Raw genomic sequence first — 24,702 nt, 5'->3', positions numbered from 1 at the left:
TCCGTTTGTTCAAATTCCGCCCGATAAGCCCGATTTTACTCATTTACGCTGTTCGATAACGTGCGGCAAATCGGCCAGACTATCAATCACAATATCAGCCAGCGCTTCGCCTTGCTCGTTAATCGGCTTGCCGGTACGCACCAGCACTTTTGTCCCGACACCCGCCGCAATGGCAGCCTGCATGTCTTCTTCTTTATCACCGACCATATAAGAAGCGGCCATATCAATATTGAGGAAGCTCTGCGCTGAGAGAAACATGCCCGGCTTGGGTTTACGGCAGTCACACTCCTGACGGTATTCCCCTTGCCCCTGTTCTGCGTGGTGGGGACAGAAATAGATGTCGTCCAAATCGACTCCGCGATCGGCCAGCGACCAATCCATCCACTCGGTCAGGTGCATGAAATCGTCTTCACTGAACATGCCGCGCGCAATACCGGATTGGTTAGTCACCAGCACCAGCGCAAATCCTTTCTTCTTTAGTTCACTCATCGCGTCGATAATGCCATCAATAAACTCAAACTGATCGATCTCATGAACGTAACCATGATCGACATTAATCGTGCCGTCGCGATCGAGAAAAACGGCTGGAATCGGTTGTGCCACTGCTATGTGCTCCTGATGGCGTTATTTGCGCGTTAGTATCGCATGTTTTTGTACTTTGCGAGAATGCGTCATAACGACAAAGTAAATTGACTTAGACGTCTAGATGCCCTAACATCCGTACAATATTCTGCATACGGCAGACGTTGATCTATCCAGCGATAGGCACTTACGATAAATAAAGATGATTAAACTTTCTAACATTACAAAAATTTTCCAGCAGAAAGGCCGGACCATCACAGCACTGGACAATGTCAGTCTGTACGTCCCTGCTGGGCAGATCTATGGGGTTATCGGCGCATCTGGCGCAGGTAAAAGTACGTTGATCCGCTGTGTAAATTTGCTGGAGCGCCCGACACACGGTGAGGTATTGGTTGGTGACCAGGATTTGATGGCGCTGTCCGAAGCGCAGTTAACCAAGGCACGCCGCCAGATTGGCATGATCTTCCAGCACTTTAATCTTTTGGCGTCTCGTACCGTGTTTGGTAACGTGGCTCTGCCTCTTGAGCTGGACACCACGCCAAAAAACGAAATTACCAGCCGTGTCAACGAACTGCTCGAACTGGTGGGGTTATCGGACAAGCACGATGCTTACCCGGCAAATCTGTCCGGCGGGCAAAAGCAGCGCGTTGCGATTGCTCGCGCGCTGGCCAGCAATCCTAAGGTACTGCTGTGTGACGAGGCCACCAGTGCGCTCGATCCGGCCACTACGCGTTCCATTCTCGAATTGCTCAAAGACATTAATCGCCGTTTAGGGATAACCATCCTGTTGATCACCCATGAAATGGATGTGGTAAAACGCATCTGCGATCAGGTAGCCGTGATCAGTGGCGGTCAATTGATTGAGCAGGACACGGTCAGCGAAGTGTTCTCTCACCCTAAAACGCCTCTGGCACAAACCTTTATTCAGTCTACGCTACATCTGGATATCCCCGAGGATTACCAATCCCGGCTCATCGCCGCACCGCACAACGACCAGAACACCCCGCTGCTACGGCTGGAATTTACCGGTCAATCCGTCGATGCGCCGTTACTTTCAACGATCGCGCGCTGCTTTAACGTCAATAACAATATCATCAGTGCGCAGATGGATTACGCAGGTGACGTCAAATTCGGCATCATGTTGGCCGAGATGCACGGCGAAGAACAGGACATGGTGGCCGCCATCGCGTTTTTACAGGAACACCATGTGAAAGTTGAGGTGCTGGGCTATGTCTGAAGCAATGATGTGGTTGATGGCGAAAGGCGTTTGGGAAACTGTTGTGATGACGTTTGTTTCCGGCTTCTTTGGCTTTGTGCTGGGATTGCCGGTTGGCGTGATGCTTTATATTACCCGTCCAGGTCAGATCGTTGCCAACCCGCCGCTGTATCGCACACTGTCAGCGTTGGTGAATATTTTCCGTTCTATTCCGTTCATTATTTTGCTGGTGTGGATGATTCCGTTCACACGCGCCATCGTCGGCACCTCTATCGGGTTGAAGGCAGCCATTGTGCCATTGACCGTAGGCGCAGCGCCGTTTATCGCGCGTATGGTAGAAAACGCCCTGCTGGAAATCTCCAGCGGATTGATCGAGGCCGTGCGCGCTATGGGGGCCACGCCGTTACAAATTATTCGTAAGATTCTGCTGCCAGAAGCACTTCCCGGTCTGATCAATGCCGCCACCATCACACTTATCACCCTGGTAGGCTATTCTGCAATGGGGGGTGCAGTCGGTGCCGGTGGGTTAGGTCAAATTGGTTATCAGTATGGATACATTGGTTATAACGCCACAGTCATGAATACGGTATTAATATTACTGGTTGTTCTGGTCTACCTAATCCAATTCGTAGGCGATCGCACGGTACGGGCAGTGACTCATAAATAAGTTTTACTACACGTCGGACTATGCCGCTGTCGGCAAGCCGCAAAACGTTAAATATGCAGAGGTTAAGGAAATGACAATCAAATTTAAAACCGTCGCCGCACTGGGTACGCTACTGGGTGCACTGGCGCTGGCAGGCTGCGGACAAGAAGAAAAAGACCCGAACCACATCAAAGTCGGTGTTATTGTGGGTGCTGAGCAACAAGTTGCTGAAGTTGCACAGAAAGTGGCTAAAGACAAATATGGCCTGACCGTGGAACTGGTGTCCTTTAACGATTACGTGCTGCCGAACGAAGCGCTGAGTAAAGGGGATATCGACCTGAATGCCTTCCAGCACAAACCTTATCTGGACCAACAGATCAAAGACCGTGGCTACAAACTGGTTGCTGTCGGCAATAGTTTTGTCTACCCGATCGCTGGCTACTCTAAAAAAATTAAATCATTAGACGAGCTGCAAAACGGGGCGCAAATTGCACTGCCTAACGATCCGACCAACCTGGGTCGACCTCTGCTGCTGCTGCAAAAACAGGGTCTGGTCAAACTGAAAGATAACGTTGGCCTGCTGCCGACCGTGCTGGACGTGGTTGAAAACCCGAAAAACCTGAAACTGGTCGAATTGGAAGCACCGCAACTGCCACGCTCTCTGGATGACGATCAAATCGCACTGGCTATCATCAACACCACCTATGCCAGCCAGATTAACCTGACGCCGACCAAAGACGGTCTGTTCGTGGAAGAGAAAGGCTCTCCGTACGTAAACCTGATTGTGTCACGTGAAGACAACAAAGACGCGGCCAATGTAAAGAAATTCGTTCAGGCTTACCAGTCAGACGAAGTTTATGAAGCGGCCAACAAGATTTTCAACGGCGGCGCGGTGAAAGGCTGGTAATATCACCCGATACGATACGCGAGTGACAATTATTTCAAGACGGGCCTCGGTGCCCGTCTTGTTATTTGTGTCATAGCTTGCTTCAATAAGCGCACTTCAAAAGAAGAATAGTAGAGAGGAAATGCTATGCGTGCTATACCGCTCGTGTTTTTAGCGCTGTCATTAACAGGATGTTCCTTGCTGCAACCCAAAACGGTATCCACACCGCAACCAGTTATCGAACCTGCTGTCGAAGCTCCGGCCAAAGCGAAACCGGCTCCGCGTCCGGCAACCGCCGTGTTGTATAACAATGCGGAAGAGTTGGTGAGTAAACCGTTCCGCGATATGGGCGAAGTATCTGGCTCTGTGTGCCAGGCTAGCGTGCAAGATACGCCCGCGACGGTTGCAAATGCCCGCCGCCGTCTGCAAACGCGTGCAACAGCGATGCGCGCCAATGCGGTTCTGGTGCACAACTGTCAGGTCGTTAGTGGCGTTGCAGGCTGCTATCGGCAGGCCATTTGTGAAGGCACTGCACTGAAAATTTCTTCTCAATAAAGCCGGGCAATGACCACCTATCATTTCGATCAGATTGGCGTTATCCGTTCGCCTTATAAAGAAAAATTCGCCGTGCCACGGCAACCCGGCCTGATTGAAGATGGCGACGGAGAACTGCATCTTCTGCCGCCCTACCACCAGCCAGAAGCGGTGCGTGGGCTGGACGCGTTCAGCCATATTTGGGTGTTATTTGTTTTTCACCACACCATGGAACAGGGCTGGCGACCAACGGTGCGCCCTCCCCGTTTGGGCGGCAATGCGCGTATGGGGGTTTTCGCCACACGTTCCACGTTTCGTCCGAATCCAATCGGTATGTCGTTGGTCCGACTGAAAGGGATAAAGACCACACGCGACAGCGTTATCTTACAGTTGGGTAGCCTCGATCTGGTCGATGGTACGCCAGTGGTTGATATCAAACCCTATTTGCCCTTTGCGGAGAGCGTGCCTGATGCCATCGGCGGTTTCGCGCAACAGGCACCCGACACCGCGATGCCCGTGTATTTTTCTGCACTGGCAGAGCAACAACTGGCGCAACATCAATCCACTTACCCACACCTGCGCCTTTTTATCACCCAGATGTTGAATCAGGATCCACGCCCGGCGTACCGCAAGGTGGAAGTCTCGCGTGATTACGCCGCCCTGTTGCTGGAATTCAGCGTGCGCTGGCGCGTAACGGACATGCGGACGGAAGTGCTCAGCCTTGAGCCAGCACCGCGCTAAGCGAAAATTGAATCGTTATCCATGACCTGCGCGCCATAAAATTCACGCCGCCCACTTTTGACGAAGGAAAGTCACTGTTACACTAAGCCACTTTATCGTGTTTAAGGGCCTACATGGCTCTTTGCATCTCGTTTTGGGGCACATCGGTGCCCATTACTTTGCGTTCTGACGGAACTAAAACACCATGCGTACTAGCCAATATCTGCTCTCCACCCTGAAGGAGACACCTGCCGACGCGGAAGTCATCAGCCATCAGTTGATGCTGCGCGCAGGGATGATCCGCAAGCTGGCCTCCGGGTTATACACCTGGTTGCCGACCGGCTACCGAGTTCTGAAGAAAGTCGAAAACATCGTGCGTGAAAAGATGAACAACGCCGGTGCTATCGAGATTTCCATGCCCGTGGTACAACCCGCCGATCTGTGGCAGGAGAGTGGCCGCTGGGAACAGTACGGCCCGGAATTGCTGCGCTTTGTCGATCGCGGTGACCGCCCGTTTGTTCTCGGTCCAACGCATGAAGAAGTGATTACCGATCTGGTGCGCAACGAGCTCAGCTCTTATAAGCAGTTGCCGCTGAATCTGTTCCAGATCCAGACCAAATTCCGCGATGAAGTGCGCCCGCGTTTCGGCGTGATGCGTTCTCGCGAATTCATCATGAAAGATGCCTACTCGTTCCATACCTCGCAGGAATCATTGCAGGTCACCTATGACGCGATGTACGACGCCTATAGCCGTGCATTTAGCCGCATGGGGTTGAACTTCCGCGCGGTTCAGGCGGATACCGGCTCCATCGGTGGCAGCGCATCACACGAATTCCAGGTGCTGGCGCAGAGCGGCGAAGACGACATCGTTTTCTCTACTGACTCCGAGTACGCCGCCAATATCGAATTTGCTGAAGCCGTTGCCCCCACGCTGGGACGTGCAGAAGCGAAAGAAGAGATGCGTCTGGTTGATACCCCCAACGCCAAAACCATCGCCGAGTTGGTTGAGCAGTTTAACCTGCCGATCGAAAAAACGGTCAAAACGCTGCTGGTGAAAGCGACACAAGAGAGCGGACACAAGCTGATTGCCCTACTGGTGCGCGGCGATCATGAGCTGAATGAAGTGAAAGCGGAAAAACTGGAGCAGGTTGCCAGCCCGCTGACCTTCGCAATCGAGGCTGAGATTCGCGACATCGTTGGTGCAGGCCCAGGCTCACTAGGCCCGGTTAATATGCCAATACCGGTGATTATCGATCGCACCGTCGCGGCAATGAGCGATTTCGGCGCTGGCGCAAACCAGGACGGCAAACACTTCTTTGACATTAACTGGGAGCGTGACGTTGCACTGCCGCAAGTGGCAGATATCCGCAACGTTGTTGAAGGCGATGCCAGCCCGGATGGAAAAGGCACCCTGTTAATCAAACGCGGCATCGAAGTGGGTCACATCTTCCAACTGGGCACCAAGTACTCCCAGGCGCTGCAAGCCAGCGTGCAAGGTGAAGATGGTCGTAACCAGATCCTGACCATGGGCTGTTACGGTATCGGGGTGACGCGCGTAGTGGCTGCCGCCATCGAACAGAACCATGACGATCGTGGCATTATCTGGCATGACGCCATCGCCCCCTTCCAGGTGGCGATCCTGCCGATGAACATGCACAAATCGTTCCGCGTGAAAGAACTGGCTGAAGACATTTATCAGCAACTGCGCACCAAAGGTATCGATGTGCTGCTCGACGATCGTAAAGAGCGCCCGGGTGTGATGTTTGCGGATATGGAATTAATCGGCGTGCCGCACACTATCGTCATTGGCGATCGCAATCTGGATAACGACGAGATCGAATATAAATATCGTCGCGACGGAGGGAAAAAGATGATCAAGGTCGGCGAGATCGTTGATTTTTTGTCCGCCAATACCGTTCGTTAATACGCAGCAATAAAGCATAAAAAAGAGGTGGGGTTTTCCCCACCTCTTTTATTTGACTTATAGTCGACTCAACGTGTAAATACGGCATTCACTTCTGCTCCGTTATTCACGAAACAGCTCTTCAATATCCAGCCCATGTACTTGCAAAATTTCACGCAAACGGCGCAGCCCTTCCACCTGAATTTGGCGCACGCGTTCACGGGTCAAGCCAATTTCACGACCAACGTCTCCAAGCGTTGCCGCTTCATACCCCAGCAGCCCAAAACGACGAGCCAGCACTTCACGCTGTTTAGCGTTCAGTTCGAACAACCATTTAACGATATTTTGTTTCATATCATTGTTTTGCGTGGTGTCTTCTGGTCCGTTGTTTTTTTCATCCGCCAGAATATCCAACAGCGCTTTATCAGAGTCCCCACCCAATGGCGTATCGACCGATGTGATACGCTCATTCAAGCGCAACATGCGATTTACGTCATCAACAGGTTTGTCGAGCTGCTCGGCGATCTCTTCCGCACTGGGCTCGTGATCCAGCTTATGTGAAAGCTCACGCGCGGTACGCAGATAAACGTTCAATTCTTTAACGATATGGATAGGCAGACGAATCGTACGGGTTTGGTTCATGATAGCCCGTTCAATCGTTTGGCGAATCCACCATGTGGCATAGGTTGAAAAGCGGAAACCCCTTTCGGGATCGAACTTCTCAACCGCACGGATCAAACCAAGATTACCTTCTTCGATGAGATCCAACAGCGCCAGACCGCGATTGTTGTAGCGACGGGCAATTTTCACCACCAGCCGCAGGTTACTTTCAATCATACGGCGTCGCGATGAAACATCACCGCGCAGCGCTCTACGGGCAAAAAAGACTTCTTCTTCAGCGGTCAGAAGCGGAGAGTAACCGATCTCCCCTAAATAGAGTTGGGTAGCATCCAGCACACGCTGGGCTGCACTTTGGGATAACAACTCATCGTCGGATGCCTCATTATCCCCCGCTTCTTCCTCCGCTAGCGCCTTTTCGTCAAAAACATCAAGTCCATTTTCCTCGAACTCAGCATCATCATGTAACTCGTTAACTTTCAACGTGCTTTGGCTCATAAGTGGCTCCTACCCGTGATCCCTTGGCAGAATACCGAAATACTCTGCCCGATTTATCGCTGCGGAAGGTAACACAGCGGGTTTACGGATTTCCCCTTGTAACGAATTTCAAAATGCAAGCGTACTGAACTGGTTCCGGTGCTACCCATGGTAGCGATCTGTTGACCCGCCTTGACCTCTTGTTGTTCCCGGACCAGTATAGTGTCATTATGGGCATAGGCGCTCAGGTAATCATCGTCGTGTTTGATGATGATCAGGTTACCGTACCCGCGTAAAGCGTTGCCCGCATAAACAACACGCCCTGAAGCGGTCGCCATGATCGGTTGCCCACGAGTGCCAGCGATATCAATCCCTTTGTTTCCCCCCTCCGACGCGGAGAAACTATCTATGACTTTCCCCTCAGTAGGCCAACGCCAGCTGTCGACAGCAGGAGCACTGCTTTCAACAACCGCGGTGGCAGTCACAGGAGCCGTCACGGCAGCTCCTGTGGAAGGCAACATCTTACCTACATTCTGTTTACCCGAATTTCCAGAATACGCATTAGTTGACTGAGAATCAACCTGAGTTGCTTGAATTTGCGTCATTGATGGCGGCTGAGGCACACCGCCACGCGTGGCATCGGAAGGTGCCAGCATACCGCCGCCGGCCGATCCGCTGCTTACCGGCGCGGAAGAACCGTCACTCACCTGAAGCACCTGCCCGACGTTCAGGCTATAAGGCTCAGGGACATTGTTACGCTGAGCCAACTCGCGATAATCACTGCCAGTAATCCAGGCGATGTAGAACAACGTATCGCCCCGTTTTACCGTATAGGTGCTGCCGCCATAGCTACCTTTAGGAATGGCGTTATAGCTACGGTTGTATACAATGCGGCCATCGCGCGTGGTGATCGGCGCATCACCGGAAGATGATATATTAGAAGGCGCAGTCGCGAGCATTCCACCGCGGCTGCTGCTATTGCCCTGACCGCCTACGCTGCTGATAGGGGCGGGTTTGCTGTCGTTATTGGAACATCCCGCCAACCCCAGAATAATTGCCGTGCACGCCGCCATCTGACGCAGTGTTCTCGTTTGGCTTCTCATGCGCCTTGCTCCCCTATAACCGTAATACTCAATCAATACCTTAATGAGACCACTCGGGACCCGCCCTGTCATCACCGCATTGGCACCCGCTCAATGCTAACAATATCAACACGTTCTCACTATGACAGGGTTGTATTGAAATAAGTTCTATTTAAATAAATCGTAAATGACTGATACCCATAAACGTGCTTGCAAAGGTATCAGGCTAGTTCGCCTTTGACCAGTGGAACAAATTTAACCGTTTCAATGGTATTAACCACAAATTCTCCACCGTGGCGTTGTATGCGCTGCAACGTTTGCGACTGTTCTCCCACCGGGAGCACTATAATGCCCCCTTCATCCAATTGCGCTATAAGCGCATTCGGAATTTCAGGTGCCGCCGCCGTCACAATAATGGCATCAAACGGGCCGCGTGACGGCCAGCCTTGCCAGCCATCGCCGTGTCGGGTGGAAACATTGTGCAGGTCCAGTTGCTTCAAACGCCGTTTAGCCTGCCATTGCAACCCTTTGATACGCTCAACGGAAAAAACCTGCTTTACCAAATGCGCCAAAACCGCCGTTTGATAGCCGGAACCGGTGCCAATTTCGAGTACGCGAGACGCGGGCGTCAATTGCAACAGGTCGGTCATGCGGGCAACCATATAAGGCTGAGAGATGGTTTGACCGGAGCCTATCGGCAACGCGGTATTTTCATAAGCCTTATGCTCAAAGGCTTCGTCGACAAAACGCTCACGCGGCACAGCCTCGATAGCCTTAAGCAATCGCTCGTCATGAATGCCCTGCTGACGCAACAGTGTCAGCATCGTTTGCATGCGCTTGTTCACCCTATCCCGTCAGCCTCAGTCGTGATTAACGTCTTCATGCCTTTACTCAATAATGGCAATGCCTTGCCGTGAGTTCGCACCCTTATAGCGTAGGTACTATATATAGGTACTGCATAGGTACTATATCGTTACTAGACCAGACACGGCATCTAAATCAGCGATATCCATCTGTTCAAGCGGTGTGATGAGCTCACGCACAACGCTGGTGGCAAAACTGCCTGCCGGTAGCCAGAAATCCAGCGTGACCGACACATCATCCAGCCAGGACCAGCACATCTGCTGCGGATAGAGCAGCGCGGCACGGCGCGCAACCTCCACCCGTTCACGACGCAGCAATCCAAGCAGCGTCTCATGCCCCACCAGGCAGCGTTGTTCAAACGCCAACGCGTCACCCTGAGTGCCAGGATCGCCGTCGCCGGGCAGCGGTGCTGTCACGCACAGCTCACGGTTATCAACGCGCGTTTGCAGTGCCGCTAACTCGTCCTCATTTGCGACAAACCAACTGCCGCGCCCGGCCAGTTGCAGCGCATCACCCACCAGCACTTGCGTTGCCAACCTCTGACTCAAACGTTGGCTTACGATGATATTGAACAGCGCGCTACGGCTGGCCTACAGATAAAAGCTGCGTTTACTGCGCTCGCTAACGCGAATCTCGTCTCTGGCCCAACGTGCCGCCTGAATCAGGTTGTTGCCACCGCGACCAAAACGCTGACTGCCAAAATAGTTCGGCACGCCTTGTTCGGCAATCGCCGCTAGCCGTGCTTCGACGGCAGCACGGTCGCTGATACTGCGCAGCGTCAGCGTGAACTGATTGCCGCGCAACGCACCGATACGCAGTTTGCGCCGATGACGGGCACTGTTAAGGATTTCACACCCTTCAAGCGCAAAAGCGGAGAAATCGGGTAACACTTTGCCCGGCAAATGCAGGCAAAACCACTGCTCCGTCACCGCATGCCGGTCTTTCAAGCCAGCATAACTCACGGCACGCGCGGGAATACGGGCAAATTTCGCCAACGCTTCAGCCACAAACGAAGTGTTGCAACCACGTTTACGTACCTGAACCAGCAGATGTTCACCATCGCCGTCCGGTGCAAAACCCAGATCTTCCACCACACGGAAATCATCGGCGCTTGCTTTGAGCGTTCCTGTCGCCTGCGGTTCACCATGCAGCCAGAACAGACTTTCCATGTTGAGCGTAGCGGGTTCTTGCTGCATTACCATGCGACCACTTCACTCCGTTCATCTTTCACCAACAGCGCAACCGCCTCGCAGGCGATCCCTTCTCCACGTCCGGTAAACCCGAGCTGTTCAGTGGTGGTGGCTTTTACGTTGACGTCATCCATATGGCAGTGAAGATCTTCTGCCAGATTCACCCGCATTTGCGGAATATGCGTGGCCATTTTCGGCGCTTGCGCAATGATAGTGACATCCAGATTGCCCAGTCGATAGCCTTTTTCTTGTATCCGCTGCCACGCCTGGCGCAGCAGTTCGCGGCTGTCCGCGCCTTTGTAGGCGGGATCGGTGTCGGGAAACAGTTTACCGATATCGCCTAGCGCCGCCGCGCCGAGCAGCGCATCGGTTACCGCATGCAGCAACACATCCCCATCAGAATGCGCCAACAATCCCTGAGGGTAAGGAATACGAACCCCGCCGATCACCAATGGGCCTCCGCCGTCCAGTTTGTGGACATCAAAACCGTGACCAATACGCATGGGGTTATTCTCCTTGATTAGCGAATGGTTATGAAACATGAAACCGGTGAAGGGTACATCACAAGCTTGGCGGTGCCAATCGAGCCAGGTAGAACTCGGCCAGCGCCAAATCCTCAGGACGCGTCACTTTAATATTATCAGCACGCCCTGCAACAATCTGTGGATGATAGCCGCAATACTCGAGTGCCGACGCTTCATCGGTCACGACAGCCCCTTGTTGTAACGCGCGCTCCAGGCAATCTTGTAATAATAACCGTGGAAACAGTTGCGGCGTCAAGGCGTGCCATAAATTGCGGCGATCAACCGTGTGCTCAATCGCCTCACCCTGGCTACGCTTCATGGTATCGCGCACAGGTGTAGCAAGAATGCCGCCCACGTCGCAGTGCCGAACAAGCTGTAACAAGCGATCCAGATCCTGAAGGTGCAAACACGGACGTGCGGCGTCATGCACCAACACCCAGGGCGCATCACTGACCGCGCGCAAGCCGGCCAGCACCGAATCAGCCCGCTGTTTGCCACCGAACACCACGCTGACGCGCGGGTCCTGTGCCAGAGGCAAGGCGGCAAAGCGCCAGTCGTCGGGGCTGATAACCACCACGGCACGCTGAATGTGCGGATGCTGAAACAGCGCAGCCAGCGTATGTTCCAGCAGCGTTTTTCCATGGAGGGTGAGATATTGTTTTGGACAGTCGCACTCCATTCTGCTGCCGTTTCCGGCGGCGGGCAGAACGGCGACAACCTCAGGTAAGGAGGCCAGCGGTTCAGACATGGGTTAACGTGACGTCATAGGGTTAGAAGGCGACAGAGAGCTGGATGCGCCAGAATTTGCAGATGAAGACGCCGTCGCCGCACGACGACCAGATTGATCCGGCACCAGACGATAGAAGCTCTCACCCGGTTTGATCATGCCAAGCTCATTGCGCGCACGCTCTTCAATGGCTTCTTGCCCACCGTTGAGATCGTCGATTTCTGCAAACAGCTGTTCGTTCCGGGCTTTGAGCTTGCCGTTGTTGCCCTGTTGGACAGCCACGTCATCTTTAACCAGAACATAGTCATGAATGCCATTTTTACCCAGCCACAGCGAATATTGCAGCCAACCGAGCAAAATCAATAATAACAGCGTTAGCTTTCCCATCCCGCCCCCTGAAAAACCGCCTAATCATCCCATAACTTTGCCTTCGACTCCATATTATCAGGGTGGATTAGCACAAAGAGGCACTTTCAACGCCGTAAAGATCCCAATAATCAGGATAGCTATTCATTTGCATTTTAGTGGAAATACGGCGTAAGGCGCCAATAATGGCAGAGAGTCTGCGGGATTTTTACCTGCGAATAAGTTGAACCTTTAGGTCGACCTGTGTATTTTTATGAAAATAAAATGCATAAAACAGATGATTCATCTGCCACACTTTGATCCAGGAGATAACATGTTCAAACCCTTTTTGTTCGCTGGCACGCTGTTCGCGGCGGCATTTTCCACGTCTATCGCTGCGGCAGAACAAACCTATGTGGTGGGTACAGGCGGTACCTATCGTCCTTTTGAATTTGAAAACGCGCAGAAGGAGTTGGAAGGATTTGATATCGACATCATTAAAGCGATCGCCAAGGCGGAAAATTTCTCCATCAAACTGGTCAACACGCCGTTGGAAGGGATCTTCGCTACGCTGAATTCCGGCGATCGCGATATCATTATTTCCGGAATCACCATTACCGACAAACGTAAACAGATGGTCGATTTCTTTTCTCCGTACTTTCCGGCAGAACAGTCAATCGTGACGCCAAAGGACTCCAGCATTGGCGCAATTGCTGATTTGAAAGACAATAAAGTCGGTGTGGTGAACTCCAGCACCGGTGACGTGGTGGTTTCTGACGTGCTGGGAAAAAACAACACGGCAATCAAGCGTTTTGACAACACGCCACTGATGTTGCAAGAGCTTTATGAAGACGGTATAGGTGCCGCCGTCGGTGATGTCGGTGTGATCAAATTCTATATAAAAACCCACCCGGAGAAGCAGTTTAAACTGGTGTCCGATGCCAAATTTCAGCGTCAATACTTTGGCATCGCCGTTGCTAAAGGCAACGATGCACTGATGGGTAAGATCAACGCTGGCCTGAAAAAGATTGTTGCCGATGGCACCTATGCGCAAATCTATCAGGAATGGTTTGATAACGACGTTCCTGCCCTGCCTGCTCAGTAAACCGCAGTTTGCACGCTGACTCGGCGTGTCTTGCATTCAAGGCCTCTGTCACGACGCGAATCAATGACGCGTAAGTGACAGAGGCGCTTTATCACCTCGCCTATGACACCAAAAAGGACCGCACGCGATGGGATTTCGTTGGGAAATCATTCAGGAATATGCCCCGTTGTTTATGGAAGGGGCCTGGATGACAATAAAATGTACGCTTATCTGCGTTATTTTGGGGACCTGCTGGGGGCTGACGCTCGGATTAGGCCGCCTGGCGCAAGCGCCGCACGGCCCCTGGAAGTGGATATTACACTATGGCGTACAGTGGCCTGTGCGTATTTATGTCAGTGCGTTGCGCGGTACGCCACTTTTCGTTCAGATTATGGTGGTGCATTTTGCACTGATTCCATTACTCATTAACCCGCGCGACGGTTTATTCGTCAGCGGCGGCCTGATGTCTGCGGATTTCGCACGCATGCTACGTGCCGACTACGGTGCCTTCCTATCGTGTATCGTGGCAATCACCCTGAATGCCGGTGCCTATGTGTCCGAAATTTTCCGCGCTGGCATTCAATCTATTGACCGCGGACAGATGGAAGCATCGCGTTCATTGGGCATGAACTACAGCCGCACCATGCGCAAAATCATTCTTCCTCAGGCATTTCGTCGCATGCTACCGCCGCTCGGCAACAATGCTATCGCCATCGTCAAAGATTCATCACTCGCTTCTGCGATTGGGCTGGCCGATCTCGCCTACGCGGCACGTACGGTGTCAGGTGCCTATGCCACCTATTGGGAACCCTATTTGACCATTTCTCTGGTTTATTGGGTCATCACTTTCCTGCTCTCGGTTCTGGTGCGGCAGATGGAAATAAGGTTAAGCAAAAGTGATTCACGTTAATAAGTTGCAAAAACATTTTGGTGATACCCATGTCCTGCGCGGTATCAGTTGCACTATCGCACCACAGGAAGTGATCTGCATGATCAGCCCTTCCGGTTCGGGAAAAAGCACGTTCCTGCGCTGTTTGAATGCGCTGGAAACGCCGACCGGTGGTGAAATCACCGTCAACGGATTTGCGTTGCACAATCCCAAAACCGATCTCAACCGGTTACGTGAAAGCGTAGGTATGGTATTTCAGCGCTTCAATCTGTTTCCACACATGACGGTGTTGGAAAACATGATCATGGCCCCTATGGACGTGAAAAAGCTTTCACGCACCCAGGCTGTTGAACGCGCCCGTCACCTGTTAGAAAAAGTTGGTCTGCTCGATAAAGTGGATGCTTGGCCCAATAGCCTTTCTGGCGGACAGCAACAGCGCGTCGCCATTGCCCGCGCATTGGCCATGGAACCGGCCATTATGCTGTTTGATGAGCCCACCTCGGCGCTTGCTGGTAGGCGAGGTGCTGTCGGTCATGAAAACGCTGGCAACAGAGGGAATGACCATGGTGATCGTGACTCACGAAATGGCATTTGCCCGTGAAGTCGCAGACCGTATCATCTTTATCGATCAGGGAATTATTCAAGAAGAGGGAGAGCCGGAAGCGCTATTTACGGCACCGACCAATCCGCGAACTCAAGCTTTTCTCAGTAAAGTCCTTTAACACCGCAGTGGCGTGCGCGATGCGCGCGCCGCTTCTCACCACCCGGTGATCAGCGAAAACACCAGCCAGAAAAGGCAGACAATAACCGCACCGCTGGACAGTACCGTCAGCGTCATATTGCCTTTGAAAATTACACTGAAAAAAACGCCAATCAGCACCGACGCAGGCATCAGTGCCAGAAAAAACGGCCAGGTGTATAGCATAAAGAATAACGTGGTATTGGTGCCATAAACCAAAATTGGCACCACAAAGGCCAGCCAGTAGAAAGAAAAACCGGCGATGGCTCCCATAAACGGGTAGGTGCGTTCATCTTCACGCCCCCTTGGCCGCTTACTTACCGATAACTGAGTTACGTTCTGCATAGTCTACCCTGTAACACTCCGCCCCAACGCGAAAGGCGGTGACACCTGACAGAGCCAATCAGACTTTGATAATAGCTCGACTGTGCAGTAGATCTAATAACTGATCGGTCAAATTTGTTACCAATTGTTCACCTTCCAAGCGCAGCTCAGGCGCGTGTGGCGGCTCATAGACGGCATCGATACCGGTAAAATTGGTCAGCGCGCCCGCTCGTGCTTTCTTATACAATCCTTTAGGATCACGCGCTTCGCATACGGCCAACGGTGTATCGACAAACACTTCGATAAACTTTCCTTCCGGCAGCGATTCGCGCACCATCTGGCGCTCTGCGCGATGGGGCGAAATAAACGCCGTCAGCACCACCAGCCCGGCATCCACCATCAGGCTGGCCACTTCGCCCACACGCCGAATGTTTTCGCGCCGATCGGCATCAGAAAAGCCCAAATCGCGGCACAACCCGTGGCGCACATTGTCGCCATCAAGCAAATAGGTGCTAACACCGAGTTGATGTAAAAGTTGTTCCAGTTGCCCTGCCAGCGTGGACTTTCCTGACCCTGACAGGCCTGTGAACCAGATAACTTCCCCTTGATGGCGGTGCAATCGCTCCCGATCGCGGCGTGCCACCTGGTGATCGTGCCAGACAATGTTGTCATCATGAATGTTGTCATCACGATTGCCATCAACAGCGTGATGCTTCTCTTCCGGAGGCAACGCCATGCTACTTACCTCCCAGCAGATCGCGCGCACCCCAATGTGGGAAGTGACGGCGCACCAGCGCATTCAACTCCAGCTCAAACGCACTATAGGCAGACGGTTCCTGCGTCACCTGAGCAATCGCCTCGCGTACCAGGCCGGCACCGACGGTTACGTTGCTCAGTCTGTCGATAAAAATCATACCGCCCGTGGTGGCGTTTTGCTGATAGGGCTCCAGCAGCAGCGGCTCATTAAAGGTCAAATCCACCAGACCGATACCGTTCAACGGCAAACTTTCAGTAACACGCTGCGTCAGTGAATTGATCTCAACCTGATACTGAATATTGTCTACCCGCGCGCGTGTTTTCTTGCCCGCCACCTTGATGTCATAGCTATGCCCCGGCACCAACGGTTGCTCCGCCATCCACACCGCATCGACCTGCGCATGCTGCACCGCACGCAGCTCATCTGCCTCCGGCACCAACAGATCGCCACGGCTGATATCCACTTCATCGGCCAGCACCAGCGTGATCGCTTCCCCCGCATGGGCCTGTTGCAGATCGCCATCAAAGGTCACGATGCGTGCCACGGAAGAGGTTACGCCAGATGGCAACACCCTCACGCGCTGTCCGACCTGCACCACGCCGGAGGCCCGTGTTCCGGCATAACCGCGAAAATCCAGGTTGGGCCGATTCACATACTGCACCGGGAAACGCATCGGCTGCGTATCGCTATCACGCGTAACGTCGACCGTTTCCAGCACGTCCAGCAGCGTAGGGCCGCTGTACCATGGCATGGTGGTGCTTGGCGTCGCCACATTATCCCCATCCAACGCGGAGATAGGCACAAAGGTCACCTATAACGTTGATGGTAGCTGCTGGGCAAAATCGAGGTAATCCTGCTTGAACTGCTCAAATACCGTTTGCTGATAGCCCACCAGATCCATTTTATTCACCGCCACGACTAGATGGCGAATACCCAGCAACGTGGCAATAAAGCTATGACGACGGGTTTGATCCAGTACGCCTTTGCGCGCATCGATCAACAGGATCGCCAGATCGCAGGTCGAGGCCCCGGTCGCCATGTTACGGGTGTACTGCTCATGACCGGGGGTATCGGCGATAATGAATTTGCGTCTTTCCATGGAGAAATAGCGGTAGGCGACATCAATGGTAATGCCCTGCTCACGCTCGGCCTGCAAACCGTCCACCAGCAACGCTAGATCCAGCTTCTCACCCTGCGTGCCTAACCGCTTGTTGTCGTTGTGTAACGTGGAAAGCTGATCTTCATAGATCTGACGCGTGTCATACAGCAAGCGGTCAATCAAGGTACTTTTGTCGTCATCGACGCTGCCGCAGGTCAGAAAGCGCAGTAAACTTTTGTGCTGCTGCGCGTGCAAACAGGCTTCGACCCCACCATGATCGGCAATCTGTTGTGCAATGCTTTGGTTCATTTGACGATTCCTTAGAAATACCCTTGACGCTTTTTCAGTTCCATCGAGCCGGCCTGATCCCGGTCAATGACGCGCCCTTGCCGTTCGCTGGTAGTAGAGATCAGCATCTCGGCAGCGTCTGCGCGTGCGATTCCACTGCGCCGGTCAACGGCCAACAGCCGAGGGTACGGAAGCGTACCATGCGCTGTTCGATAACCTCGCCAGGTTGCAGATCGATACGATCGTCATCCACCATCAGCAACATGCCGTCACGTTCCAGCACCGGACGCGGAGCGGCCAGATAGAGCGGCACAATGTCGATATTTTCCAGGTAGATGTATTGCCAGATATCCAGCTCCGTCCAGTTGGAGAGCGGGAACACGCGAATACTTTCCCCTTTGTTAATCTGGCCGTTGTAGTTATGCTACAGCTCTGGGCGCTGATTTTTCGGGTCCCAGCGATGAAAACGGTCGCGGAAGGAAAGATACGCTCTTTGGCGCGGGATTTCTCCTCATCGCGCCGTGCACCACCGAATGCAGCATCAAAGCCGTATTTATCCAGCGCTTGCTTCAACCCTTCAGTTTCCATGATATCGGTATGTTTGGCGCTGCCGTGTACAAACGGGTTAATGCCCAACGCTTCGCCCTGCGGGTTACGGTGCACCAGCAGTTCGCAACCATAGGCTTTGGCCGTGCGATCGCGGAAGGTGTACATCTCGCGAAACTTCCATCCGGTATCCACATGCAGCAGCGGAAACGGCAACGTACCGGGATAGAACGCATTGCGCGCCAGATGCAGCATCACGGAAGAATCTTTGCCGATGGAGTACATCATAACCGGATTGCTGAATTCTGCCGCCACTTCGCGAATGATATGTATGCTTTCCGCTTCAAGCTGTCGCAGGTGCGTCAGTCGTTTCTCGTCCATAACCCTTCCTCAAGCCAAATTCACGAGCGCAGAACGTCCGGTTTGCCCGGTCTCCTGCGCCTGTAGACCAAACCAGGCGAGTTTATGGTGCAGTGCAACCACCTCGCCAATCACCAATAATGCCGGCGTCGGAGCCTGATGTGCCAAGGTCTCCAACTGCGCCAGCGTGCCGATGTTCACGGACTGATCCGCTCGCGTACCACGGCTAATCACCGCTACCGGAGTATCCGGCGCACGCCCATGGGCGATCAGTTGCTGGCTGATTTCCGCCGCTTTCACCGTACCCATGTAGATAGCGAGCGTCTGGCGCCCACGCGCAAGCGTGGACCAATCGAGCACTTCACCGTCGGGACGGCAGTGCCCGGTAATAAACAGCACGCTTTGCGCGTAATCGCGGTGGGTAAGCGGGATACCGGCATAGGCGGTAACGCCCGCAGCCGCCGTGATCCCCGGTACGATTTGGAAAGGAATCCCGGCTTTTGCCAGGTATTGCACTTCCTCACCGCCACGCCCAAAGATGAACGGATCGCCGCCTTTCAGGCGCACCACACGTTTACCACTTGATGCCAGCGTAAACAGCAGACGGTTGATCTCCCCCTGCGGCAATGAGTGCGCGGAAGCGCGCTTGCCGACGCAGATTTTTTCCGCATCGTGGCGCACCAGCTCCAGCACTTCCGGGCTCACCAGATGGTCATAGAGCACCACATCCGCCAATTGGATCAGTTGTAAACCACGCAGGGTCAACAAACCGGCGTCTCCCGACCCGGCCCCCACCAGCGCCACATCCCCCTGCACCTGCTGCGGTTGATCCAACTGCTGGCGCAGGGTTTCTTCTGCCACCTTCTGTTGCCCGACGGCGATCTGGTCAGCAAAAGGGCTATTAAACAGCCGCTCCCAAAACTGACGACGCACACGCATCGAATGAAACCGCTCTTTGACCCGATCGCGCCATTCCCCCGCAACTCGGGCCATGTCGCCCAAACTGGCAGGGAGCAACGCCTCAAGTTTCTCGCGCAATAAGCGCGCCAAAACCGGCGCTTGTCCGCCCGACGAAATCGCCACCACTAACGGCGAGCGATCGACAATAGACGGAAAAATAAACGAGCATTTGGGCTGATCGTCCACCACGTTAACCAGGCGATAGCGCTGCTGCGCCGCTTGAGACACCGCCGCGTTCAACACCACATCATCGGTAGCGGCGATCACCAGAAAGACCTTATCCACCTGTTCTGGGGAGAATTCCTGCGCCAGCCAGTGCAACTGACCGGCGTTGTGCTTTGCCAATAGCGGCTCAGCCAGGGATTTAGCCACCACATGCACGTCGGCACCCGCACGCAACAGCAAATCAATCTTGCGCGTTGCTACCTCACCACCGCCGACCACCAACACTACACGCTGCTTCACGTCAGCGAACAAAGGGAGATAGTTCACAATCGCCTTAACAAAGTTAAAAATTGGATAAGTAGACTATACGGTGCTGTAGGAAGGGTTATGAAATGCCGAATTGGAATGATAAGTTCCGTAATGGAATAAAAACGGCGCAGGAAGCGCAGCGTAATGCTTATCGATTTATTTTTATTGGATTATAAAAACATCTTTAGGCTCATGCAGCGTGAATATCACCGCTGTGAGAAAAAATTTCAGGTTGAGGAATTATGCGCTAAGCACAGTCAGGTCGGCCATCTCTGACCGACCTGGGGGTTATTCACACTGGCGTTGATGTTTCCAAAACAACGTCGCTTTCAACCTCATTGGGCACCGTTTCAACCACCGCCTCCTGTACCTCAACCTCTGGCATTTGTACCCTTACCGAGATAAATGTGTCGCGCGGAATATCGATCGGATCGCCGTTAGCGTAGCCTTCAATCTCATTGCGCGCAAACGCAGGGGCATCCGGGTGTGGCCGATGATAGGTGCGAATAACGATAGAGCCATCCGGGTTTATCTTCGCACTGCCCTCATCACCGCCATAATCCACCCACAGGCGAGGTAACTTATTGCGGCACATCGGCACATCGATACCGCCGTCATCACCGCCCCAGGCGCGATCGGCATTCAGGCCCAAACAGCCGGAAATGCGGTAGACGCCTTCGCTCAGGAGTTCGGTGGTGATGCCCTCGGCTTAGCTGGTGAGTTCGCTGGTTCCATCGGCAAACAGTTTTATGACCGGGCTTGCTGTTTTCCAGAAGCCGTTGGCGTCGGCTATGGCGTTAAGGCCGATTGCCAAAATAGGTCGGTTGACGCCGGCGCGCCTAACATATGCAAGCCTGCTAGCTGCGATAGTTATTCTTGCACTATCATCTTCCGCTAGAACCAGGCCGCTTCCTGATGCTGAATGCTGATTTGCGAAAGTGGCGTCATAAGTAGAATCTCCCTTTCCGATAAACCAATGAATCGTATTAGACGCTTTTTGCCCTCTGATAAAACACGAGCCAGTTTCGGTTTAGGGCCTTATCTGAATAGGTTCATTGTCTTTTATAAAAATCTTTTTACCTGAAATTGTCTGTTCGCTGCTATCGTTCAGCAATGTCCCCGTCGCCATTGGGAACGTAACGATAAACTGACCATCTGCGATAGTAGCACCGCCGCTACCCGCTCTAATGAGCAACCATGGAACACCGCTATTGTTCATGAACTGCGCCCAGCGCCCCACCGTGGCTTCAGTAACAGCCGTGCTTTCCAACTGAGCGGCTGGATTGCCCAATTGAAATACCGGGTTTGCTGTAAACGTCTTACTCCCTGAGATTGTCTGCGCAGTATCAGAAGTTAGCACCATATCCAAGATAACTGAGCCAACTGTTTGTAAGTTACCAAAATACACAACTCCCGGTGTCCCTTGCTGTATTGCATAAATCATTGCAGCGTTTGTGGTTGTGTCGTTCTTCCCAATACATACAATAAACCAATATCCCGATGTGGAACCTCCCGGCATAAGCGATGCGGTTGATGTGCTGCCATTGACAAATAAAATCCCGCCATTTCGCAATGCATTAAGTTGCGCTGATGATGTCAGAGCCACTGGCGCTGGAGATGTTGTTCTGCCTAAATTAGTTGTTAAATCTTGAAATCCGCCAGTAAATATTTCTGCGCCAGATATTGTTTGAGCTGTATCAAGCGTTGCCGGGGTTGCAAGGTTTGCACTCGTCCACAGCGTAGACCATGCACTTGCAACACCGTTAGATACCTGCCGTAATCTGAAATCAATCCCGCCGCCATCGCGCCCGAGCAAATCCCAGCCGTAGCTTGCAGCTTCCTGCACATGTAGCCCGGATGCGCCGGTGCCATCAAAAGGATTATCTGCGTTACCTGCCGTGTAACTAAAGAAACCACACCCAGCAGCACCACCAGTGGCACCAGCAGCCCTGGGACGGGCATTTGCTCCAAGACCGTGCCCACCATTAAGGACTACGGAACCAGCGGTCGTGTCGTCCTGCGATGTTTGTTTCACGAGGTTTTTGTCTGTCCAAACATCATAAGTAACAGTTTGCCCGCCCGATGTTGTACCAGCAGACATTCGCACACCATTGGCAGAATTACCCGCGCTACCATGCGGGCCAACGCTAATCAGCGACCACATGTCATTAACGCGCGTATAAATACTTGCGGCGTTCTGCTTCGCGTAGGTGCTGTTGTATTGAAGTCTTAGAACGCTACTTGGTGTATTGGCTCCACGCAGATAGGTCAGCAAATCGGTGTCTGAGGTTATGCCGGACAACTGCCCGCTACCACCCCAGCCCCAAGCCCCATTTATCAATAACGAGCCTGCGGTGGCATCAAATGCGCCCGTCTGCTTAACTCCTGTAACCTTCCCATCCAGTGCAACATCCCAAGCCTGCTGTGAGCGAACAGTAACGGCCTGACCATCTGGCGTGGTGAGCGTAACGTTTCCCGTTCCTGTTAATATCTGCTGCCAGCCCGATAACTGCTGCTGGTAATAAGCCAGCGTTGATGCAAACTCATGGGCAAATTGTTCAATGGAGACAGCCGGTGAAGTGGGAATGGCATAGGCTTTTCCTGTTCCCGTTGTGCCAGTAAATGCAGATACCAGCGTTAATTGTGTATCGGATTGCACAGACTCAATTTCATAAATCTGAACAGTGCCAGCAGCAGGCAATAATAACATCCGCCCTGCTGATACACCGTTTAATGGATTAGTGAATTGTGTTCCTGTGCCCGTAATGGTTTTGCTGCCGTTGGTGGCAGTGAGTGCTCCAGATTTGTACCAGGACATATTTTCTCCATAGAAAAACTGCATTAAGCGGCTTATATTTATCTTATTCAAGACAAATAAATCGCTTCTTTGCTTGCTTGGCTATTAGATTCAGTCATACACGTCAGTGAATATATAAAATGCTTTATCAATATAGGGGTAACTTGTACCACTGCTAGAGCCTGCGGCAATCTGTCTTGGTCTGTTGATAACGAAATTTCCAGTCGCTCCAAGATAAAGATCCAAAACATCAGCCCCTCCAATGCTTGAGTTCGATATGAACAATCTACCGGATGCTGTCGGCATCACGGCTACCGGCTTTCCCATATCCTGTTTTACACAAGAAGCGCTAATGTCAACATGAATTGTGCGCATATCTAGTGGGAGCATATCTAATGAATAAACAAGCTCCCCCGACGTGCCATAGAAATACAACCCGTAATTGTTAGAGGGTGGCAAAACCATGTTAGCAAAGCAATACACCGTTACAGGGAGGGCGGTAGGATAAGCCGAATTAAGCCGTAAAGTATGATATCCATTTACCGTAACTTGCTGGCAAGCTGCATATGAATCAGAAGACTGCCGGATAAAAAACATAGCGGTCTTTTGCTGGGGGATTTGTGTGACAAAAGAGCTGCCTACTGCTGAAATAACCCCCTTTCCCATAAAATTCATAGGTGTGAACTCTGGACTTAGCCATATAGATCCATCTTGCCTTGTAATAGTTGCGCCCCAAGACATTATTTCCCCCAGTAAAAGACGATCAATCCGACGAGATTACTCCATGTAACACTCGATCCGCTTATTGTGACAGTTGGTCCTATGACTGCTCTGTTAACTGTTAATATTGTAGCCATATATTGAAGTGTTTTACCCACTGGTATTTCGCCGTAGTTTCTGCTTCCACTCTGCGGCGAGCTTGCCTCAAGATAAAATATAGGCGTTATAATGCTAGTGAGATCCTTACCTGACTTATCGAACAACTTGATACCGTACATTGTTAGCTCCACAGTTTATGTTTGAGTATTTTTGAGGGTTAAGCCAGCCCGAGCTAACGAAACGCACCATTTGCTGTCTGCTTACTCTCTCTCACGTCCATTCGCCTAAAGCGTTCGTATCTGATTTTCCAACTTTGAGCTTGACAAATCCTGCATTTGGAAATATATAGATTCTGTTATTTACCTCGCACGTTGCGTCCATTATTTATGCACATTCAGATTAGCAACCAAGTAGGCTAATACTTACCAATAAGAACCAGACGAACATTATTTTCGTCGAAAACCTCTATTTTATTGTTTGATTGCATCATTCTTCCTTCACCAGCAGTCTCCCCATTGTTCTCGATCTGTCCTGTGGAGAAATTGAGATAAAGTCCTCGCTGTCCGGAAATATAGTTATCTGACTGTAAACTGTCAGATAGTTTTGCTCGTGTTATCGCTGCAGAACCAATAACCGCAGAATCAATAATTACCTGATTCCCTTGCGTGGTGAATATTAATTGAGGCTTTCCCGCAGCAGCATTCATTATTGAAAATCGGTCTTGCAAAAAAATCGTATTCGATTGAATTCCCTGATCCGTATCCTCAATATTTTGCGTCATACCTGCCACATATTGACGCCCATTGGCATCAACCTTAATGCGCAGTGTGCGATAGGCCGACAGCTGCGCATCTGTAGCATTAACAACACCGCTGATATCACTAATTTCAGTCGAGACACCATTTACCGTTGCGGTTAACTGGCTGATTTGCGTTCCCTGGGCTGTAATGGCATTACCCTGCTGCGTAACCGTTGCGGTCACTGCATTCACACTCTGCACCGCACCATTAGCCGTTGATTGCGCAGTATCAGCGGTTTTCTGCGCTGCCCACACTGACGCGGTGATCTGCGTGATCGACTGACCTTGCGACGTGATGGTGTTTCCCTGCTGCGTCACAGAGGTGTTGAGTCCACCGATTGCCGTGGTATTGGCTGAAATGCCCGACTGTGCTTCAGTCATCTGGCTGTTGAGGGTAGAAATTTGCGCAGATGTGGTTTCGTTTTGCGTTGCCATCGTCTGCTGTAACTGCGT

The 24,702-nt window shown here is 52.2% G+C and carries 21 protein-coding genes and 5 pseudogenes; 9 read left to right on the top strand and 17 right to left on the bottom strand.

Going from position 1 to position 24,702, the window contains the following annotated elements; all coding sequences use genetic code 11:
- Nucleotides 1–39 precede the first annotated feature (39 nt).
- Nucleotides 40–603, bottom strand: a complete 564-nt coding sequence (gene gmhB, locus JZM30_RS18875; RefSeq protein WP_252320573.1) for a D-glycero-beta-D-manno-heptose 1,7-bisphosphate 7-phosphatase — start codon at nt 601–603, stop codon at nt 40–42.
- A gap of 181 nt (nt 604–784) precedes the next feature.
- On the opposite strand from gmhB, the gene metN reads away from it, so the two are divergent.
- The 6 genes from metN to proS all read left to right on the top strand — a co-directional run bounded on the left by metN (nt 785) and on the right by proS (nt 6,508).
- Complete coding sequence (gene metN / locus JZM30_RS18870; protein WP_252320571.1) at nt 785–1,819, top strand: methionine ABC transporter ATP-binding protein MetN; 1,035 nt, start codon at nt 785–787, stop codon at nt 1,817–1,819.
- Complete coding sequence (locus JZM30_RS18865) at nt 1,812–2,465, top strand: methionine ABC transporter permease MetI (protein ID WP_252320569.1); 654 nt, start codon at nt 1,812–1,814, stop codon at nt 2,463–2,465. Before metN ends, JZM30_RS18865 begins: the two co-directional genes overlap by 8 nt.
- 70 nt (nt 2,466–2,535) lie before the next feature.
- Nucleotides 2,536–3,351: a MetQ/NlpA family lipoprotein gene (locus JZM30_RS18860; protein WP_252320567.1), complete on the top strand. Its 816-nt coding sequence runs from the start codon at nt 2,536–2,538 to the stop codon at nt 3,349–3,351.
- Between the two features lie 126 nt (nt 3,352–3,477).
- Nucleotides 3,478–3,885: an envelope stress sensor lipoprotein RcsF gene (gene rcsF / locus JZM30_RS18855; protein WP_252320565.1), complete on the top strand. Its 408-nt coding sequence runs from the start codon at nt 3,478–3,480 to the stop codon at nt 3,883–3,885.
- A gap of 9 nt (nt 3,886–3,894) precedes the next feature.
- On the top strand, nt 3,895–4,605 hold the full coding sequence (gene tsaA, locus JZM30_RS18850; RefSeq protein WP_252320563.1) for a tRNA (N6-threonylcarbamoyladenosine(37)-N6)-methyltransferase TrmO: 711 nt from the start codon (nt 3,895–3,897) through the stop codon (nt 4,603–4,605).
- A 184-nt stretch (nt 4,606–4,789) separates the two neighbouring features.
- Nucleotides 4,790–6,508, top strand: coding sequence for a proline--tRNA ligase (gene proS / locus JZM30_RS18845; protein ID WP_252320561.1), 1,719 nt, complete (start codon nt 4,790–4,792; stop codon nt 6,506–6,508).
- 102 nt (nt 6,509–6,610) lie between these two features.
- On the opposite strand, the gene rpoS is transcribed toward proS, so the two are convergent.
- The 7 genes and pseudogenes from rpoS to ftsB all read right to left on the bottom strand — a co-directional run bounded on the left by rpoS (nt 6,611) and on the right by ftsB (nt 12,356).
- The gene (rpoS, locus tag JZM30_RS18840; RefSeq protein ID WP_252320559.1) at nt 6,611–7,603 is read right to left on the bottom strand and encodes an RNA polymerase sigma factor RpoS; all 993 of its coding nucleotides are present in this window, start codon (nt 7,601–7,603) and stop codon (nt 6,611–6,613) included.
- Between the two features lie 53 nt (nt 7,604–7,656).
- Nucleotides 7,657–8,685, bottom strand: coding sequence for a murein hydrolase activator NlpD (gene nlpD, locus JZM30_RS18835; protein ID WP_252320557.1), 1,029 nt, complete (start codon nt 8,683–8,685; stop codon nt 7,657–7,659).
- Nucleotides 8,686–8,885: 200 nt separating this feature from the next.
- Complete coding sequence (locus JZM30_RS18830) at nt 8,886–9,497, bottom strand: protein-L-isoaspartate(D-aspartate) O-methyltransferase (protein WP_252320555.1); 612 nt, start codon at nt 9,495–9,497, stop codon at nt 8,886–8,888.
- Nucleotides 9,498–9,629: 132 nt separating this feature from the next.
- Nucleotides 9,630–10,724 (bottom strand): annotated as a pseudogene (gene truD / locus JZM30_RS18825) (tRNA pseudouridine(13) synthase TruD).
- Entirely contained in the window at nt 10,724–11,221 is a 498-nt protein-coding gene (gene ispF / locus JZM30_RS18820) for a 2-C-methyl-D-erythritol 2,4-cyclodiphosphate synthase (RefSeq protein ID WP_252320553.1), read from the bottom strand. Before ispF ends, truD begins: the two are co-directional and overlap by 1 nt.
- Nucleotides 11,222–11,279: 58 nt before the next feature.
- On the bottom strand, nt 11,280–11,990 hold the full coding sequence (gene ispD, locus JZM30_RS18815; protein WP_252320551.1) for a 2-C-methyl-D-erythritol 4-phosphate cytidylyltransferase: 711 nt from the start codon (nt 11,988–11,990) through the stop codon (nt 11,280–11,282).
- 3 nt (nt 11,991–11,993) lie between these two features.
- Nucleotides 11,994–12,356 (bottom strand): cell division protein FtsB, encoded by a 363-nt coding sequence (ftsB, locus tag JZM30_RS18810; protein ID WP_252320549.1) that lies wholly within the window; start codon nt 12,354–12,356, stop codon nt 11,994–11,996.
- Nucleotides 12,357–12,648: 292 nt separating this feature from the next.
- Here ftsB and JZM30_RS18805 point away from each other — a divergent pair, with 292 nt between their 5' ends.
- The 3 genes and pseudogenes from JZM30_RS18805 to JZM30_RS18795 all read left to right on the top strand — a co-directional run bounded on the left by JZM30_RS18805 (nt 12,649) and on the right by JZM30_RS18795 (nt 15,009).
- The gene (locus JZM30_RS18805) at nt 12,649–13,419 is read left to right on the top strand and encodes a basic amino acid ABC transporter substrate-binding protein (RefSeq protein ID WP_252320547.1); all 771 of its coding nucleotides are present in this window, start codon (nt 12,649–12,651) and stop codon (nt 13,417–13,419) included.
- Between the two features lie 127 nt (nt 13,420–13,546).
- Complete coding sequence (locus JZM30_RS18800) at nt 13,547–14,308, top strand: amino acid ABC transporter permease (RefSeq protein WP_252320545.1); 762 nt, start codon at nt 13,547–13,549, stop codon at nt 14,306–14,308.
- A pseudogene (locus tag JZM30_RS18795) lies at nt 14,295–15,009 on the top strand (amino acid ABC transporter ATP-binding protein). The gene JZM30_RS18800 and the pseudogene JZM30_RS18795 overlap by 14 nt, the downstream one beginning before the upstream one ends.
- Before the next feature lie 35 nt (nt 15,010–15,044).
- On the opposite strand, the gene JZM30_RS18790 reads toward JZM30_RS18795, so the two are convergent.
- The 9 genes and pseudogenes from JZM30_RS18790 to JZM30_RS18750 all read right to left on the bottom strand — a co-directional run bounded on the left by JZM30_RS18790 (nt 15,045) and on the right by JZM30_RS18750 (nt 24,630).
- Complete coding sequence (locus JZM30_RS18790; RefSeq protein ID WP_252320543.1) at nt 15,045–15,371, bottom strand: DUF3561 family protein; 327 nt, start codon at nt 15,369–15,371, stop codon at nt 15,045–15,047.
- A 58-nt stretch (nt 15,372–15,429) separates the two neighbouring features.
- Nucleotides 15,430–16,149 carry an adenylyl-sulfate kinase gene (gene cysC, locus JZM30_RS18785; protein WP_286673626.1) on the bottom strand — a complete coding sequence of 240 codons (720 nt, stop codon included), beginning with the start codon at nt 16,147–16,149 and terminating at the stop codon, nt 15,430–15,432.
- A pseudogene (gene cysN / locus JZM30_RS18780) lies at nt 16,088–17,515 on the bottom strand (sulfate adenylyltransferase subunit CysN). The gene cysC and the pseudogene cysN overlap by 62 nt, the downstream one beginning before the upstream one ends.
- Nucleotides 17,516–17,526: 11 nt before the next feature.
- Nucleotides 17,527–18,421: pseudogene (gene cysD, locus JZM30_RS18775) on the bottom strand (sulfate adenylyltransferase subunit CysD).
- A gap of 9 nt (nt 18,422–18,430) precedes the next feature.
- Nucleotides 18,431–19,852 carry a siroheme synthase CysG gene (gene cysG / locus JZM30_RS18770; RefSeq protein WP_252320539.1) on the bottom strand — a complete coding sequence of 474 codons (1,422 nt, stop codon included), beginning with the start codon at nt 19,850–19,852 and terminating at the stop codon, nt 18,431–18,433.
- 274 nt (nt 19,853–20,126) lie between these two features.
- Nucleotides 20,127–20,648, bottom strand: a pseudogene (locus JZM30_RS18765) (phage tail fiber protein).
- Between the two features lie 216 nt (nt 20,649–20,864).
- Nucleotides 20,865–22,703: a hypothetical protein gene (locus JZM30_RS18760; protein WP_252320535.1), complete on the bottom strand. Its 1,839-nt coding sequence runs from the start codon at nt 22,701–22,703 to the stop codon at nt 20,865–20,867.
- Nucleotides 22,704–22,742: 39 nt separating this feature from the next.
- Nucleotides 22,743–23,372 (bottom strand): hypothetical protein, encoded by a 630-nt coding sequence (locus tag JZM30_RS18755; RefSeq protein ID WP_252320533.1) that lies wholly within the window; start codon nt 23,370–23,372, stop codon nt 22,743–22,745.
- A gap of 493 nt (nt 23,373–23,865) precedes the next feature.
- Nucleotides 23,866–24,630, bottom strand: coding sequence for a phage tail tip fiber protein (locus tag JZM30_RS18750; protein WP_252320647.1), 765 nt, complete (start codon nt 24,628–24,630; stop codon nt 23,866–23,868).
- Nucleotides 24,631–24,702 lie beyond the last annotated feature (72 nt).

The sequence above is a fragment of the Candidatus Symbiopectobacterium endolongispinus genome, from assembly GCF_018777385.1.
GTDB lineage: Bacteria > Pseudomonadota > Gammaproteobacteria > Enterobacterales > Enterobacteriaceae > Symbiopectobacterium > Symbiopectobacterium endolongispinus.
Note: the sequence above shows the minus strand (reverse complement) of the source record. Positions and strands in the feature narration are given on the sequence as shown.